This is a genomic window from Paraburkholderia sp. BR14312 (genome assembly GCF_040948675.1).
Classification (GTDB): domain Bacteria; phylum Pseudomonadota; class Gammaproteobacteria; order Burkholderiales; family Burkholderiaceae; genus Paraburkholderia; species Paraburkholderia nodosa_A.
In genome coordinates this window covers 38,340-53,538 of record NZ_JBFPKI010000004.1, presented here as the reverse complement: position 1 = coordinate 53,538, position 15,199 = coordinate 38,340, and the positions used below count along the sequence as shown (strand labels likewise).

Annotated in this window: 11 protein-coding genes; 7 read left to right on the top strand and 4 right to left on the bottom strand. The window is 66.4% G+C overall.

Annotated features, from left to right (window positions below; translation table 11 throughout):
- Positions 1–2 precede the first annotated feature (2 nt).
- The 5 genes from AB3X98_RS12260 (at position 3) to AB3X98_RS12240 (ending at position 6,315) form a co-directional block, all read left to right on the top strand.
- On the top strand, positions 3–2,246 hold the full coding sequence (locus AB3X98_RS12260) for an FUSC family protein (RefSeq protein ID WP_368606163.1): 2,244 nt from the start codon (positions 3–5) through the stop codon (positions 2,244–2,246).
- Entirely contained in the window at positions 2,236–2,436 is a 201-nt protein-coding gene (locus AB3X98_RS12255; protein ID WP_042271036.1) for a DUF1656 domain-containing protein, read from the top strand. The genes AB3X98_RS12260 and AB3X98_RS12255 overlap by 11 nt, the downstream gene beginning before the upstream one ends.
- Before the next feature lie 40 nt (positions 2,437–2,476).
- Entirely contained in the window at positions 2,477–3,340 is an 864-nt protein-coding gene (locus AB3X98_RS12250) for an HlyD family secretion protein (RefSeq protein WP_069268663.1), read from the top strand.
- A 303-nt stretch (positions 3,341–3,643) separates the two neighbouring features.
- On the top strand, positions 3,644–4,240 hold the full coding sequence (locus AB3X98_RS12245) for a hydrogenase maturation protease (protein WP_368610252.1): 597 nt from the start codon (positions 3,644–3,646) through the stop codon (positions 4,238–4,240).
- A gap of 176 nt (positions 4,241–4,416) precedes the next feature.
- The gene (locus AB3X98_RS12240) at positions 4,417–6,315 is read left to right on the top strand and encodes a propionate--CoA ligase (RefSeq protein WP_069268665.1); all 1,899 of its coding nucleotides are present in this window, start codon (positions 4,417–4,419) and stop codon (positions 6,313–6,315) included.
- A gap of 13 nt (positions 6,316–6,328) precedes the next feature.
- Here the strand turns inward: AB3X98_RS12240 and AB3X98_RS12235 are convergent, their stop codons facing one another.
- The gene (locus tag AB3X98_RS12235; RefSeq protein ID WP_342945958.1) at positions 6,329–7,147 is read right to left on the bottom strand and encodes a 5'-methylthioadenosine/adenosylhomocysteine nucleosidase; all 819 of its coding nucleotides are present in this window, start codon (positions 7,145–7,147) and stop codon (positions 6,329–6,331) included.
- Between the two features lie 43 nt (positions 7,148–7,190).
- A complete protein-coding gene (locus AB3X98_RS12230; protein WP_069268667.1) occupies positions 7,191–9,572 on the bottom strand; it encodes a UvrD-helicase domain-containing protein in 2,382 nt (793 codons plus the stop codon).
- Positions 9,573–9,843: 271 nt separating this feature from the next.
- Here AB3X98_RS12230 and AB3X98_RS12225 point away from each other — a divergent pair, with 271 nt between their 5' ends.
- Both AB3X98_RS12225 and galU read left to right on the top strand, forming a co-directional pair.
- Complete coding sequence (locus AB3X98_RS12225) at positions 9,844–12,711, top strand: valine--tRNA ligase (protein ID WP_368606161.1); 2,868 nt, start codon at positions 9,844–9,846, stop codon at positions 12,709–12,711.
- Positions 12,712–12,789: 78 nt separating this feature from the next.
- Positions 12,790–13,671, top strand: a complete 882-nt coding sequence (gene galU, locus AB3X98_RS12220; protein ID WP_028208043.1) for a UTP--glucose-1-phosphate uridylyltransferase GalU — start codon at positions 12,790–12,792, stop codon at positions 13,669–13,671.
- Between the two features lie 92 nt (positions 13,672–13,763).
- Here the strand turns inward: galU and AB3X98_RS12215 are convergent, their stop codons facing one another.
- Entirely contained in the window at positions 13,764–13,991 is a 228-nt protein-coding gene (locus tag AB3X98_RS12215) for a sulfurtransferase TusA family protein (protein ID WP_028208042.1), read from the bottom strand.
- A 118-nt stretch (positions 13,992–14,109) separates the two neighbouring features.
- A complete protein-coding gene (locus AB3X98_RS12210; protein WP_368606160.1) occupies positions 14,110–15,165 on the bottom strand; it encodes a Gfo/Idh/MocA family oxidoreductase in 1,056 nt (351 codons plus the stop codon).
- Positions 15,166–15,199: the final 34 nt, after the last annotated feature.

Below are 15,199 nucleotides of genomic sequence, written 5' to 3'. Positions count from 1 at the left end.
CGATGCAAGCGTCCACCTCCTCCCCTTCGCAGCCGGGCGGCCAAAGCCTCTACGCCGCGCTCGCCGACTGGGCGCGTACCGACGGCCTCGTGTGGATCTATCTCATCAAGGCGATCGCCGCCGCGCTGCTCGCGCTCGGCATCGCCATGAAACTCGATCTGCCGCAGCCGCGCACGGCCATGACCACCGTGTTCATCGTGATGCAGCCGCAAAGCGGCCCCGTGTTCGCCAAGAGCTTCTATCGGCTTTGCGGCACGCTCGTGGGCCTCGTCGTGATGCTCGCGCTGATCGGCCTCTTCGCGCAGCAGCCGGAACTCTTCATCGTCTCGACGGCGCTGTGGGTCGGCCTGTGCACCGCGGGCGCCGCGCGCAACCGCAACTTCCGCTCGTACGGCTTCGTGCTCGCGGGCTACACGGCGGCGCTGATCGGCATTCCGGCCTCGCAGCATCCCGACGGCGCGTTCATGTCGGCGATGACGCGCGTGGGCGAAATCTCGATCGGCATCCTTTGCTCGGGCTTCGTCAGCGCCGTGGTGTTTCCGCAGTTTACGGGCGAGCTGCTGCGCTCGAACGTGCGGCGCCGTTTCTCGTCGTTCGTCGATTACGTTTCGGCGGCGCTTGCCGGGCGTGTCGATCGTTCGCATATCGAAGCGAGCAATGCGCGGTTCGTCGCCGACGTCGTGGGCCTCGAAGCGAACCGCAGCATGGCCGTGTTCGAGTCGCCCGACGCGCGCATGCGCTCGGGGCGCCTCGCGCGCCTGAACACCGAGTTCATGACGGTCTCCACGCGCTTTCACGCGCTGCATCAGTTGATGAACCGTCTGCGCGCGGACGACTCCTCTGCAACCGTCGATGCGCTCGAACCGTACTTCCGCGAGATCGCGCCGCTGTTCGCCAAAGCAGGCGAGCCTGTGCTCACGGCCGCCGACGCAACGCACGTCTCGCAGCAACTCGACGACTACCGCTCGGCGCTGCCGCGGCGCGTGCGCGCCACGCGCGCCGAACTCGAAGCACAAGGCGATGCGCGCCTGCTCGACTTCGACACCGCCACGGAGCTGTTCTACCGCTTCGTGCACGAGATGACCGAGTACACGGCCACCTACGCCTCGCTCGCCGTGGATACGCACTCGCGCGAGAAATGGATTTCGCGCTACGTGCCGAAGACCAACCTGATCGCAGCGGGCGTGGCAGGCCTGCGCGCCGCCGTCGTGATGACGCTGCTCGGCGCGTTCTGGATCGCCACCGCGTGGCCGAGCGGCACGAACCTCGTGCTCAATGCCGCCGCGACCTGCGCGCTCGCCTCGTCTGCGCCGCAGCCCTCGCGCATGGCGACGCAGATGGCGCTCGGCACTGTGCTCGCATCGGTCGTCGGCATGATTCTCACGTTCGGCGTGTTTCCGCACATCGACGGCTTCGTCATGCTGTGCGTCGCGCTCGCCCCCGCGCTCGCGTTCGGCGTGTTCCTCACGACGCGCCCGAAGTACGCGGGCTACGGCGTGGGCTACTGCATCTTCCTGTGCTTTCTCGCGGGGCCGGACAACGTCGTGCAGTACAACCCGAGCAGCTACATGAACGACGCGCTCGCGCTCATCGCGTCGATGGCAGTCTCGGCGCTGGCGTTCGCCGTGCTCCTGCCGCCTTCCACGCCGTGGCTGCGCCGGCGACTGCTGGCCGACTTGCGCGGCGGCGCCGTGCACGCTTGCCGCGCGCGCCTGAAGGGACTGCGCAACCGCTTCGAGAGCGGCGCGCGCGACCTGATGTTCCAGCTCTCGGCGATCGCCGGCAACGACGACGCGCAACGCCGCGACACGATGCGCTGGCTCTTCTCGACGCTCGAAGTGGGCAACGCCGCGCTCGATCTGCGCCACGAACTGGCCACGCTGCCCGCGCATCCGCAGTACGCACGGGGAACGGCGTGGCGCGTGGCGATCGACGCGACGCTCAAAGCCGTGAGCGCGCTCTTCGATCGCCCGGGCGAAGCGCGTTACCGCGACGCGCTCGCCGCGACGGCTCGCGCGATCGACGCAAGCCAGGCCGTGCTGCAAGGCATGTGGCAACCCGAAGCGACGAGCGCCGCCGAGCGTGGCGACGCGCCGCGCGAAGAGCGCCACCAGCTGCAGCGCATCCAGAGTCATCTGCATTTCATCCGCACCGCGCTCATCGACCCGCAATCGCCGCTCGCGGCGTATGCGGGCAACGAAAGCGCGAACCCCGGCGCGAGCCAAGGAGCCAACCATGCCTCGTGACGTCGCGTTTCTCGACGCCTATATCCCGGCGATCGTGCTGCTCTTCATTCTGGGCGCGGCGATCACCTGGGTGCTCGATTCCGTACTGGCCCGAACCGGCCTCTACCGCGTCGTGTGGCACCCGTCCCTCTTTCGCGTGAGCCTGCTCGTGGTCGTGTGCTGCCTGCTCGGTCTCGCGGTCTATCACTAAATGCGTCGCTGCATGCATCGCTGAACGAATCAACCGAATCATGACAATCCGCAACCTCATTGGCTTTATCGCGACGGCCATCATCTTCGTCGTCGCCATTCTGGTCGGGCGCGTCCTGTGGGTTCACTACATGGACGAGCCGTGGACCCGCGACGGCCGCGTGCGCGCCGAAGTGGTGAACATCGCCCCCGACGTCTCGGGCGCCGTGGTCGAGCTGCCCGTGAAGGACAACCAGTTCGTGCACAAGGGCGACCTGCTCATGCAGATCGACCCGTCGCACTATCAGATCGCCGTGGAGCAGGCCGAGGCCGCCGTGGCCGCGCGCAAGGCCGAGCTGACGATGCGCCAGGACGACGCGCGCCGCCGCGCCGACATGGACAGCGAAGTGGTCTCGGCCGAAAACCGCGAGAACGCCTCGCATACGGCAAATTCGGCACAGGCGCAGTACCAGCAGGCAATCGCTGCGCTCGACGCAGCCAAGCTCAACCTCGAACGCACGCGCGTGGTCTCGCCGGTGGACGGTTACATCACGAACCTGCAGGTGTTCCAGGGCGACTATGCGATCTCGGGCCAGGCCAAGCTTGCCGTGGTGGACAGCCATTCGTTCTGGGTCTACGGCTACTTCGAGGAAACCAAGCTGCCGCACGTGAAGGTGGGCAACAAGGCCGACATCAAGCTGATGAGCGGCGGCACGCTCCAGGGCCACGTCGAGAGTATCTCGCGCGGCATTTACGACCGCGACAATCCGCAAAGCCGCGAACTGCTCGCCGACGTGAACCCGACCTTCAACTGGGTGCGCCTCGCGCAGCGCGTGCCGGTGCGCATCCACATCGACAAGGTGCCGGACGACATGGTCCTCGCCGCGGGCACGACCTGCACGGTGGTCGTCAAACCAGGCACGTGATGGCGCCGTGACGGCGCGTACTGCCAGCCGGGCTACGCAACAGCGCATGCAAAAAGGGAACGCCAGTTTGGCGTTCCCTTTTTTGTTGCTGTGCGCACACGGAGTGTTAGCGCTTCCCGCACAGTGCGCCGACAGCGAATCGATGAGTATTGCAAAACAATGTCTTTATCACGTTAAAGCCTCTCTCGCTTGATCCATGTCAACGGAAGTTGGTCGGAATACTCGGATTATTCCTATTCCCCAGCCTTCCAATCAGCCCTCAACGTGATCCTTCGCCTACATCGACCTCGCGAAATCGGCGCCATGCCGCGGGCGGCGCGCGACGACGGCGCGGTGCGCGCGTTCGCGCGCCGCGCACTGGCCGGGCTCGCGAAGCGTCAGGCCCTCGCGCCGCAACGGGTGGTCGTTCTCGCCCTCGGCAACGTTCAGTGGGGCGACGCCGGTTTGGGCGTGCTCGCGCTCGAGCGGCTGAAGGCGGCCTGGCAATGCCCCGCGCAGGTCGAACTCGTGGAAGGCGGTACGCGCGGCCGCGCGCTGCTGCCCGTCGTCGAATCCACGCAGCGTTTGATCGTGCTCACAGCAATCGATTTCGGGCTCGAACCGGGCACGCTGCGCATCCTCACCGGCGATGCGGCCGCCGAACACCTCTACATGCGCCGCCCGAGCCGGCCCGGCATGGGTTTCGCCGACGCGCTGGCCTGCGCGCAGCTGAGCGGCCGCTCGCCGCGCGAGATCGTGCTGATCGGCGTGCAGCCGCAAGGCAGCGACTGTTACGGCGCGGGCTTGTCGAGCACGGTGCGCGCGCAACTCGATGCGACTGTCGATGCCGCCCGGCTCTGGCTGGGCCGCTGGCGCGTCGCACCGCTGCCGCGTCTCGAGCATCCCGACATCCGCGGCTGAGCGCCGCACAGCGGTTGCACGCGCCCGGCGGGCGCGCCGCATGCGCCCGTACGCGGAAATCCGCGAGAGAATCCGCGGGAGAACCCGCGTTGCCCGCGCGCATTGCACTGCACTATCCTGAAAAACTGCGCCAGATCGGCCAACGGCTGCACCATCAGCACGGGAGGAAGGTAGTCATGCGTTACCGCGATTTTCACCGCGAGTCGGTCGCGAACCCCGACGACTTCTGGCGCCGCGAGGCCGAGCGCATCCATTGGGAGACGCCGTTCGACCAGGTGCTAGACCGCTCGAATCCGCCGTTTGCGCGCTGGTTCTGCGGCGGCCGCACGAACCTGTGCTTCAACGCCGTGGACCGTCACCTCTCGTCGCGCGCTCACCAGAACGCGCTCGTCTACGTCTCGACCGAGACCGGCATCGAGCGGCGCTACACCTACGCCGACCTGCACGCCGAAGTGAACCGCATGGCCGCCGTGATGCGCTCGCTCGGCGTCGCGCGCGGCGAGCGCGTGCTGATCTATCTGCCGATGATTCCCGAGGCCGTCTTTGCCATGCTCGCCTGCGCGCGCCTGGGCGCGATCCACTCGGTGGTGTTCGGCGGATTCGCCGCGCCGAGCCTCGCCGCGCGCATCGACGACGCGAAGCCCGTGCTGCTCGTGAGCGCCGACGCCGGGGCGCGCGGCGGCAAGGTGATCGACTACACGCCACTCGTGGACGAAGCCATGGCGCGCGCCGAATACCCGCCGCCCAAGGTGCTGCTGATCGACCGCCAGCTCGCGCCCGAGCGGCTGAACGCGCCGTATCTCGTCGACTACGAGCCGCTGCGCGAGCAACACTACGATGTGCAGATTCCCTGCGAATGGCTCGAATCGAACGAGCCTTCGTACATCCTCTACACCTCGGGCACGACGGGCAAGCCCAAGGGCGTGCAGCGCGACGTGGGCGGCTACGCGGTGGCGCTCGCCGCATCGATGGAATACATCTTCGAAGGACACGCCGGCGACACCATGTTCACGGCGTCGGACATCGGCTGGGTGGTGGGCCATAGCTACATCATCTATGCGCCGCTGCTCGCGGGCATGACCACGGTGATGTACGAAGGCACGCCGGTGCGCCCCGATGGCGGCATCTGGTGGCGCCTCGTCGAGCAGCACCGCATCAACCTGATGTTCACGGCGCCGACGGCCATTCGCGTGCTCAAGAAGCAGGACCCGGCGCTGCTGCACTGCGCCGATCTGTCGAGCCTGCGCACGCTCTTTCTCGCGGGCGAACCGCTCGACGAGCCCACGGCCGAATGGATCTCGGATGCACTCGCCAAACCCGTCGTCGACAACTACTGGCAGACCGAGACCGGCTGGCCGATGCTGGCGATCCAGCGCGGCGTCGATCCGCTGCCGCAAAAGCTCGGCTCACCGGGCGTGCCCTGCTACGGCTACGACCTCGTGCTGCGCAACGAACATACGGGCGAGCCCTGCGCACAAGGCGAGAAAGGCGTGATCACGCTCGGCTACCCGTTGCCGCCAGGCTGTATGCAGACCGTGTGGGGCGACGACGCGCGCTTCGTGAACACGTACTGGGAAAGCGTGCCGGGCCAGCAGGTGTATTCGACCTTTGACTGGGGCGTGCAGGACAGCGACGGTTACGTGACGATCCTCGGCCGCACCGACGACGTGATCAATGTGGCGGGCCATCGTCTCGGCACGCGCGAGATCGAAGAGGCGATCTCGTCGCACGCGGCCGTCGCGGAAGTGGCCGTGGTGGGGGTGAACGACGCGGTGAAGGGTCAGGCGGCGCTGGCGTTCGTCGTGCTGCGCGACGCGAATGCGGCAGCGAATCCCGCCGATGCACAGAAGCTCGCGGCTTCGCTCGCCGCGACGGTGGACCGCCAGCTCGGCGCGATCGGCCGGCCCGCGCGCGTGCACTTCGTGCCGATGCTGCCCAAGACGCGCTCCGGCAAGCTATTGCGCCGCGCGATCGCGGCGCTCGCCGAAGGGCGCGACCCGGGCGATCTGCCGACCATCGAGGATGCCTCGGCGCTGCAGTCGATTCGCGAGGCGGTGAGCGCAGGCGAAAGCTGAGGCCTGTGCCCGCTCAGCGTGCGAGCGGGCGGTAAGCGGCCAGGAAGCGCTTGAGGATGCCCGTCGAGTACGTGCCCGCGATATCGGCGAGGAAGCTCGAGAACGAGGTGCTCGCGTGCTCGTCGGCGGTATCGGAGATCGTACGCACGATCGCGCACGGCACGTCGTACTCGTGGCAGACCTGGGCGATCGCGGCACCTTCCATCTCGACGGCGAGCGCATCGGGCAACAGCGCGCGCAGCGCGCCCACGGCCGCGGCGCTCGCCACGAACTGGTCACCACTGATCACGAGCCCGCGATGCACCTGCGGCAACGCGGTTTCGAGGCGCGGCAGCGCGGCCTTGAAGCGCGCCGTCAACTCCGGCCCCTCCTCCGCGATGAAACGCTCGCATGCGGCGGCGAGCGCCTGAGCCAACGCGTGGTCGGCATCGAAACGCGAGCGCGCGAGCAGCGGGATTTCGTGACGCGGAAACAGCGGCTCGGCGTTCATGTCGTGCTGGAGCAGCGTTTCGCCCACCACCACGTCGCCCACGTGGACGCCCGCACCCACGCCGCCGGCCACGCCCGTAAAGACGATCGCTTCCACGTCGAACGCATGGATCAGCGCGCTGGCCGTGGCGGCCGCCGCCACCTTGCCGACGCGCGCGAGCGTCACCACGCACGGCGCGCCGTGCACGGTCCCGAGGTGATAGTCACGCCGGCCGAACGTGCGCGTGACGACCCCCGATTCGGCCTGCATGGCCGCGATCAGATCGCCGAGTTCCTGGGGCAGCGCGGCGAGCACGCCGAGCGGACGGGCGGCACTGCCGCCCGCGTGAGTCGAGAGGTTCATCTTCGAATGATTTCCGTCTGAGTCGTTTGAGGCTTGCGCGCGCTCACTCCACCGGCTGCAGCTTGGCCACCGCCAGCGCGAGCCATTTCTCGCCGTGACGCTTGAAGCGCACCTGCGCCTTGGCGTCGGTGCCGCTGCCTTCGAGCGCCGTGATCGTGCCTTCGCCGAACTTCGTGTGGAACACGCCCTGGCCCACACGGAAGCCCGTCTCGGCGGCGCGCTGCTCATTGGCGAACGCGGGCGCCGGGCTCTTGTCGGCGATATAGGCGTCGCGCTCGCGACGGCCGCCTTCGCTGCTGCCGCCACTGCCGCCGCCCGGACGCGCGAACCAGTCGCGGCCCCAGCCGGCGTTGTCGGAACGCCCGCCCCAGCGCGAACCGGCCTCGACCTTGGGCGTGAGCCACTTGAGCGATTCCTGCGGCAGTTCGTCGAAAAAGCGCGAGCGCACGTTGTAGCGCGTCTGGCCGTGCAGCAGGCGGCTCTGCGCGAACGAAATATAGAGCCGCTCCTTCGCACGCGTGATCGCCACGTACATCAGGCGGCGCTCTTCTTCGAGACCATCGGCTTCCATCGCGCTGTTCTCGTGCGGGAACAAGCCCTCTTCGAGACCGGTGATGAAGACCGCCGTGAATTCGAGGCCCTTCGCCGCGTGCACCGTCATCAACTGCACGGCGTCCTGGCCTGCCTGCGCCTGGTTGTCGCCGGCTTCGAGCGACGCGTGCGAGAGGAAGCCCGCGAGCGGCGTCATGACGTCGGGGTTCTGCGCGGGGTCGGTGATCGTGGGCGCATCGAGCACTTCGATCTCGCCGTCCTGCGAGACGATCTCGGGCACCGCGCTCGCACCCGGGCGCAGCGGGATCGAGCGCGCGGGCGTGTCGAGGCCATAGCCCTCTTCGCTCACGAACGCCGTGGCCGCGGTCACGAGTTCCTGCAAGTTCTCGAGGCGATCCTGACCTTCACGCTCGTTCTGATAAAACTCGGCGAGACCGCTCATGCGCACCGTGTACTCGACCGTTTCCGGCAGGCTCATCTGCGCGGTTTCGGCGCGCATCTTCGCGACCAGATTGGCGAACGAACCCAGGCTCGAGCCCGCCTTGCCCGTGACGTACGGAATGGCCGCGGCCATCGAGCAGTTGTAGAGGCGCGCGGCATCCGCCAGCTGCTCGATCGAGCGCGCGCCAATGCCGCGCGTGGGGAAATTCACCACGCGCGCGAACGCCGTGTCGTCGTTCGGATTGTCGATCAGACGCAGATACGCGAGCGCATGCTTCACTTCCTGACGCTCGAAGAAGCGCAAGCCGCCATACACCTTGTAAGGCACGCCCGCGTTCACGAGCGTGTGCTCGATCGTGCGCGACTGCGCGTTGCTGCGATAAAGGATGGCGATCTCGTTGCGCGCGAGCCCCTGGTTGATCAGCGCGCGAATCTCCTCGACGATCCAGCCGGCTTCCTGCGAGTCGGTGGCCGCCTCGTACACGCGCACCGGCTCGCCGTGGCCCGCATCGGTGCGCAGGTTCTTGCCCAGACGCCGCGAGTTATGCGCGATCAGATAGTTGGCCGCATCGAGAATATGACCGTGCGAACGGTAGTTCTGCTCCAGCTTGATCATGTGCTTCACGCGGAACTCGTTCTCGAAGTCGCGCATGTTGCCGACGTTCGCACCGCGGAACGCGTAGATCGACTGGTCGTCGTCGCCCACCGCGAAGATCGCATTGCCGGGCCCCGCGAGCAGCTTGAGCCACGCGTACTGGAGCTTGTTGGTGTCCTGGAACTCGTCCACCAGAATGTCGCGAAAGCGACTCTGATAGTGCGCGCGCAGCGGCGGGTTGTACGCGAGCAGTTCGTAGCAGCGCAGCAGCAGCTCCGCGAAATCGACCACGCCTTCGCGCTGGCACTGCTGGTCGTACGCTTCGTAGAGTTCGACGAATTTGCGGTTGAAATCGTCGCTTACATCCACGTCTTTCGGACGCAGGCCCTGCTCCTTCGCGTTGTTGATGAAATACTGCAGGTTCTTGGGCGGGTACTTCTCGTCGTCGACGTTCAGGCCCTTCATCAGACGCTTGATGGCCGAAAGCTGATCTGCGGTGTCGAGGATCTGGAAGGTCTGCGGCAGACCGGCGTCGCGGAAATGCGCGCGCAGCATGCGGTTGCACAGACCGTGGAACGTGCCGATCCACATGCCGCGCGTGTCGATGGGCAAAAGCGCCTGGAGGCGCCCCACCATTTCGCGCGCGGCCTTGTTCGTGAAGGTCACGGCCAGGATGGTCGAGGGCGAGGCCATGCCCTGCTGGATCAGCCACGCAATGCGCGTGATCAGCACGCGCGTCTTGCCGCTGCCGGCCCCGGCCAGAATGAGCGCCGGTTCGTTGGGCAACGTGACGGCGGCGAGTTGTTCGGGGTTCAGGTTCGCGAGCAGTTCGGGCATGGGCTGAAAAGGAGCGTGACCCCAGGGCGGGACCCCGGGGACGTGGCGCGCGGCACAGGCGCGCCGTCGTTGAATGGCAGATCGCCATTATAAGTGCGCACGCACGCTGCGGTTTGGGTGACCCAAGCGGCACGCCTCGCGCGCAGAACGCCCGCACGACGGCCCGCACTATGGGCCGCCCAGTGCCCCAGCCCGGCTGGCGCGTCGGCTCCGGCGGGACTTCCCCTTATAATCGAACGTTTCCGCATCCTTTTTTCGGCAGATTCCACCCATGAGCGACAGCACGCTAGCGAAAAGCTTCGAGCCCCAGACGATCGAGGCCCACTGGGGGCCCGAATGGGAGCGTCGAGGCTACGCCGCCGCGACCTTCGAGCCCGGCCGCAACAACTTCTCGATCCAGTTGCCGCCGCCCAACGTCACCGGCACGCTGCACATGGGGCACGCGTTCAACCAGACGATCATGGACGGCCTCGCGCGCTATCACCGCATGCTCGGCGAGAACACGCTGTGGGTGCCGGGCACGGACCACGCGGGCATCGCCACGCAGATCGTGGTCGAGCGCCAGCTCGACGCGCAGAAGATCTCGCGTCACGACCTGGGCCGCGAGAAGTTCGTCGAGCGCGTGTGGGAATGGAAGCAGCAGTCGGGTTCGACCATCACGGGTCAGGTGCGGCGTCTGGGCGCCTCGATCGACTGGTCGCGCGAATACTTCACGATGGACGACAAGATGTCGACCGCCGTGCGCGACGTGTTCGTGCGCCTCTATGAACAGGGCCTGATCTATCGCGGCAAGCGCCTCGTGAACTGGGACCCGGTGCTGGGCACCGCCGTTTCGGACCTCGAAGTCGTGAGCGAAGAGGAAAACGGCAACCTGTGGCACCTGCGCTATCCGCTCACGGACGGCTCGGGCCACCTCACGGTCGCGACCACGCGCCCGGAAACCATGCTCGGCGACACGGCCGTGATGGTCCACCCGGAAGACGAGCGCTACGCGCACCTGATCGGCAAGACCGTGAAGCTGCCGCTCGCGGACCGCGAGATCCCCATCATCGCCGACGAATACGTGGACCGCGAGTTCGGCACGGGCGTCGTGAAGGTCACGCCTGCGCACGACTTCAACGACTACCAGGTGGGCTTGCGCCATGGCCTGCCGATGATCGAGATCCTCACGCTCGACGCGAAGGTCAACGACAACGCGCCCGCCAAATACCGCGGCCTCGACCGCTTCGAGGCGCGCAAGCAGGTCGTGGCCGACTTCGAGGCACTCGGCCTGCTCGACTCGGTGCAGCCGCACAAGCTGATGGTGCCGCGCGGCGACCGCACGGGCGTGGTGATCGAGCCGATGCTCACGGACCAATGGTTCGTCGCGATGACGAAGCCCGCGCCCGAGGGCACCTTCAATCCCGGCAAGTCGATCACCGAAACTTCGCTCGACGTGGTGCGCAGCGGCCAGATCAAGTTCGTGCCGGAAAACTGGACCACGACCTACTACCAGTGGCTCGAGAACATCCAGGACTGGTGCATCTCGCGCCAGCTCTGGTGGGGCCACCAGATCCCGGCCTGGTACGGCGAGAACGGCGAGATCTTCGTCGCGAAGAGCGAGGAAGAGGCGCGCGCGCAGGCCGAAGCAAAGGGCTACACGGGCGCACTGAAGCGCGACGAAGACGTGCTCGACACGTGGTTCTCGTCGGCGCTCGTGCCGTTCTCGTCGCTCGGCTGGCCTGCGGATACGCCTGAACTGAAGGCCTTCCTGCCCTCGTCCGTGCTGGTCACGGGATTCGACATCATCTTCTTCTGGGTGGCGCGCATGGTCATGATGACCACGCACTTCACCGGCAAGGTGCCGTTCGACACGGTGTATGTGCACGGCCTCGTGCGCGACGCCGAAGGCCAGAAGATGTCGAAGAGCAAGGGCAACACGCTCGACCCGATCGATATCGTCGATGGCATCGACCTCGAAGCGCTGGTCGCCAAGCGCACGACCGGCCTCATGAATCCCAAGCAGGCCGCGACCATCGAAAAGAAGACGCGCAAGGAATTCCCGGACGGCATTCCCGCGTTCGGCACCGACGCGCTGCGCTTCACGATGGCTTCCATGGCCACGCTCGGCCGCAACGTGAACTTCGACCTCGCGCGCTGCGAAGGCTATCGCAACTTCTGCAACAAGCTCTGGAACGCCACGCGCTTCGTGCTGATGAACTGCGAAGGCCACGACTGCGGTTTCAGCAAGCCGGGCGCATGCCAGCCGGGCGATTGCGGCCCCGGCGGCTACACGGACTTCTCGCAGGCCGATCGCTGGATCGTCTCGCTCCTGCAGCGCGTGGAAGCCGAAGTCGCGAAGGGCTTCGCGGACTATCGCTTCGACAACGTGGCCAACGCCATATACAAGTTCGTCTGGGACGAATACTGTGACTGGTACCTGGAACTGGCCAAGGTGCAGATCCAGACGGGTACGCCCGAGCAGCAGCGCGCCACGCGCCGCACGCTGCTGCGGGTGCTGGAAACGGTGCTGCGCCTCGCGCACCCGGTGATTCCGTTCATCACCGAAGCGCTGTGGCAGAAGGTGGCGCCGCTCACCGACGCGTACCCCGAGGGTGCCGCCGAAGGCGCAGCATCGATCATGGTGCAGCGTTACCCGGTGGCAGAAGCAAAGAAGATCGACGAAGCCGCGGAACAGTGGGCCGCCGACCTGAAGGCCGTGATCGACGCGTGCCGCAATCTCCGTGGCGAAATGGGCCTCTCGCCCGCCACGAAGGTGCCGCTGCTCGCCACGGGCAACGCCGAGCGGCTCGCGACGTTCGCACCCTATGCGCAGGCGCTTGCAAAGCTTTCGGAGGTCCAGATCATCGCCGACGAAGCAACGCTCGACGCGGCCTCGGCAGGCGCGCCAGTTGCTATCGTAGGGACGGACAAGCTCGTGCTGAAGGTGGAAATCGACGTCGCCGCCGAACGCGAGCGGCTGTCGAAGGAAATCGCCCGCCTCGGCAACGAGGTAACGAAGTGCACGGCCAAGCTCGGAAACGAGAGTTTTGTAGCGAAAGCACCGCCCGCAGTCGTTGAGCAGGAGCAGAAAAGACTGGCAGAATACCAGGCAACGCTGGACAAGCTGACCGCGCAACTCACGCGGTTGCCGGCCTGAGCGCCATATCGGCCAAAGGCTGTAACGCGTCGCGCCGCACCCGCGGCGTCACACGAGCACCAGGACAGGGACAAAGACATGCTGAAAGTGACAAAAGCGGTATTCCCGGTAGCGGGCCTCGGCACGCGCTTCCTTCCGGCCACGAAAGCCAGCCCGAAGGAAATGCTGCCCGTGGTCGACAAGCCGCTCATCCAGTACGCGGTCGAAGAAGCCGTGGCTGCGGGCATCACTGAAATGATCTTCGTGACCGGGCGCAGCAAGCGCGCGATCGAGGACCATTTCGACAAGTCGTATGAGATCGAGGCCGAACTCGAAGCGCGCGGCAAAGCCAAGCTGCTCGAACTGGTGCGCAACATCAAGCCGAACAACGTCGACTGCTTCTACGTGCGTCAGCCCGAGGCGCTCGGCCTTGGCCACGCCGTGCTGTGCGCGGAAAAGCTCGTGGGCGACAACCCGTTCGCCGTGATTCTCGCGGACGACTTGCTCTACGGCACACCGCCCGTCATGCAGCAGATGGTCGAGGTGTTCGACCACTACCATAGCTCGGTGCTCGGCGTAGAAGAGATCCCGCCCTCGGAAACGCGCTCGTACGGGATCGTCGACGGCAAGGAGTGGGAAGACTCGATCGTCAAGCTCTCGGGCATCGTCGAGAAGCCGGCGCCGGAAGTCGCACCGTCGAACCTCGGCGTGGTCGGCCGCTACGTGCTCAAGCCGCGCATTTTCGAGCATCTGAAGTCGATCAAGCCGGGCGCGGGCGGTGAGCTGCAGCTCACCGACGCGATCCAGTCGCTGCTCGCCGACGAGCAGGTGCTCGCCTACAAGTACCACGGCACGCGCTTCGACTGCGGCAGCAAGCTCGGCTACCTGAAGGCGACGGTGGAGTTCGCGCTGCGCCACCCGGAAGTCGGCGCGGATTTCGACGAGTATCTGCGTACGCGCAAGCCGGTGCTGGAAGGCTAGGGGCCCCCGCTGAGACTCCCGCTCAGCGCAAATGAAAATGGCCCGCACGAGTTTTCACACTCATGCGGGCCATTTTTTATCCGCCGATGCGCTTAGCGCCGGCGCATCAGAAACACGAACGTCTTGTCCTGCTGCGAGCTTTCCACGATCTCGTTGCCGGTTTGCTTCGCGAACGCGGCGAAATCGCGCTGCGAGCCTGGATCGGTCGCGAGGACCTTGAGGATCTGGCCGCTTTCCATGTCGGCGAGCGCCTTCTTGGCGCGCAGGATCGGCAGCGGGCAGTTCAGCCCGCGCGCATCCACTTCCTTGTGAACCTGAATCTGCATCGGGGTTGGATCCTTCGGTGGCGCACCGTCGCGGCGTGAGACGGCGCTGGCAATAGCGTCGATTTTACCGCAGCCACGCCAGCCGCCGCTTGCGCCCCGATCGCCACACGGCTTACAGCGTGACCGCAGCCCCCGTATGCAGCGATTCGCGCAGCGCCTGGCCGATGCGCGTGGCCTCCAGGGCGTCTTCGAGCGTCGCGCCGAGGCTCGTGCTCTGCGCTCCACCAGCCTTGCGCGCCGCGACTTCCGCGACGAACGCCTGCGCTTCGATCAGGAACGCTTCTTCGAAACGGTCGAAGAACGTGGGCGTGCAAACGCTGCGCACGCCGGTGGAATCGTAGACATCGACGCGATTCGCCCGCGGGATGCGGCCGATCGCCAGCGCCCCCGCCGTGCCGATCACCTCGCTCGACGTATCGTTGCCGTGCGCCATCGTGCGCGAGGCGTAAAACATCGCGAGACGGCCGCCCTCGAACTCGCAGATCGCCACGCCGTTGTCCACGTCGCCCGACTCCCGCAGGCCTTCGTGCAGCGCAATCGCGCCCGCGGCGTACACGCGCGTGGCGCGCGGCTTGCCGAGCAGCCAGCGCGCGACGTCGATGTCGTGAACCGTGCAGTCGAGGAAAATGCCGCCCGAAGTCGGCGCGAAGCGCACGAAAAAGCCTTCGGGATCGTTGAGATCGCAGGTCTGGGAGCGCACGAGAAAAGGCCTGCCGATCGCCCCCGCCTGCACTTTTGCGTAGGCATCCTGATAACTCGGATCGAAGCGGCGCATGAAGCCGATGGTGACCTGCCGTTCGGCATGACGACGCGACACGTTCACCACCCGCTCGCATTCGGCCACGTCGAGCGAGAGCGGTTTCTCGCAGAACACGTGCTTGCCCGCTTCGAGCGCCTGCACGATCTGCTCGGCATGCATTGCCGAAGGCGTGACGAGCCACACCGCATCGACCGATTGATCGGCCAGTAAATCGGAGTATTCGCCATACAGCCGCGCGGCGGGCAGCGCCTCGCGCGCCCACGCGAGATCCGCTTCGAGCGGACTGCACGCGGCCGCGAGAGTCGCACCCGGCACGCGATACGCCAGGTTCTGCGCATGCCGCCGCCCCAACCGCCCAAGCCCCGCCACACCCATGCGCAACGGCTGGGCACGATCGATTGCCTGCATCCTTGCTCTCCTCGCTTGATCTGCACTGATCCGC

Bases quoted from the DNA above. Each gene is read 5' to 3' on its own strand.
- AB3X98_RS12210 (WP_368606160.1), bottom strand. From the start codon at position 15,165: ATGCAGGCAATCGATCGTGCCCAGCCGTTGCGCATGGGTGTGGCGGGG.
- galU (WP_028208043.1), top strand. From the start codon at position 12,790: ATGCTGAAAGTGACAAAAGCGGTATTCCCGGTAGCGGGCCTCGGCACG.
- AB3X98_RS12240 (WP_069268665.1), top strand. From the start codon at position 4,417: ATGCGTTACCGCGATTTTCACCGCGAGTCGGTCGCGAACCCCGACGAC.
- AB3X98_RS12245 (WP_368610252.1), top strand. From the start codon at position 3,644: ATGCCGCGGGCGGCGCGCGACGACGGCGCGGTGCGCGCGTTCGCGCGC.
- AB3X98_RS12230 (WP_069268667.1), bottom strand. From the start codon at position 9,572: ATGCCCGAACTGCTCGCGAACCTGAACCCCGAACAACTCGCCGCCGTC.
- AB3X98_RS12250 (WP_069268663.1), top strand. From the start codon at position 2,477: ATGACAATCCGCAACCTCATTGGCTTTATCGCGACGGCCATCATCTTC.
- AB3X98_RS12225 (WP_368606161.1), top strand. From the start codon at position 9,844: ATGAGCGACAGCACGCTAGCGAAAAGCTTCGAGCCCCAGACGATCGAG.
- AB3X98_RS12255 (WP_042271036.1), top strand. From the start codon at position 2,236: ATGCCTCGTGACGTCGCGTTTCTCGACGCCTATATCCCGGCGATCGTG.
- AB3X98_RS12260 (WP_368606163.1), top strand. From the start codon at position 3: ATGCAAGCGTCCACCTCCTCCCCTTCGCAGCCGGGCGGCCAAAGCCTC.
- AB3X98_RS12235 (WP_342945958.1), bottom strand. From the start codon at position 7,147: ATGAACCTCTCGACTCACGCGGGCGGCAGTGCCGCCCGTCCGCTCGGC.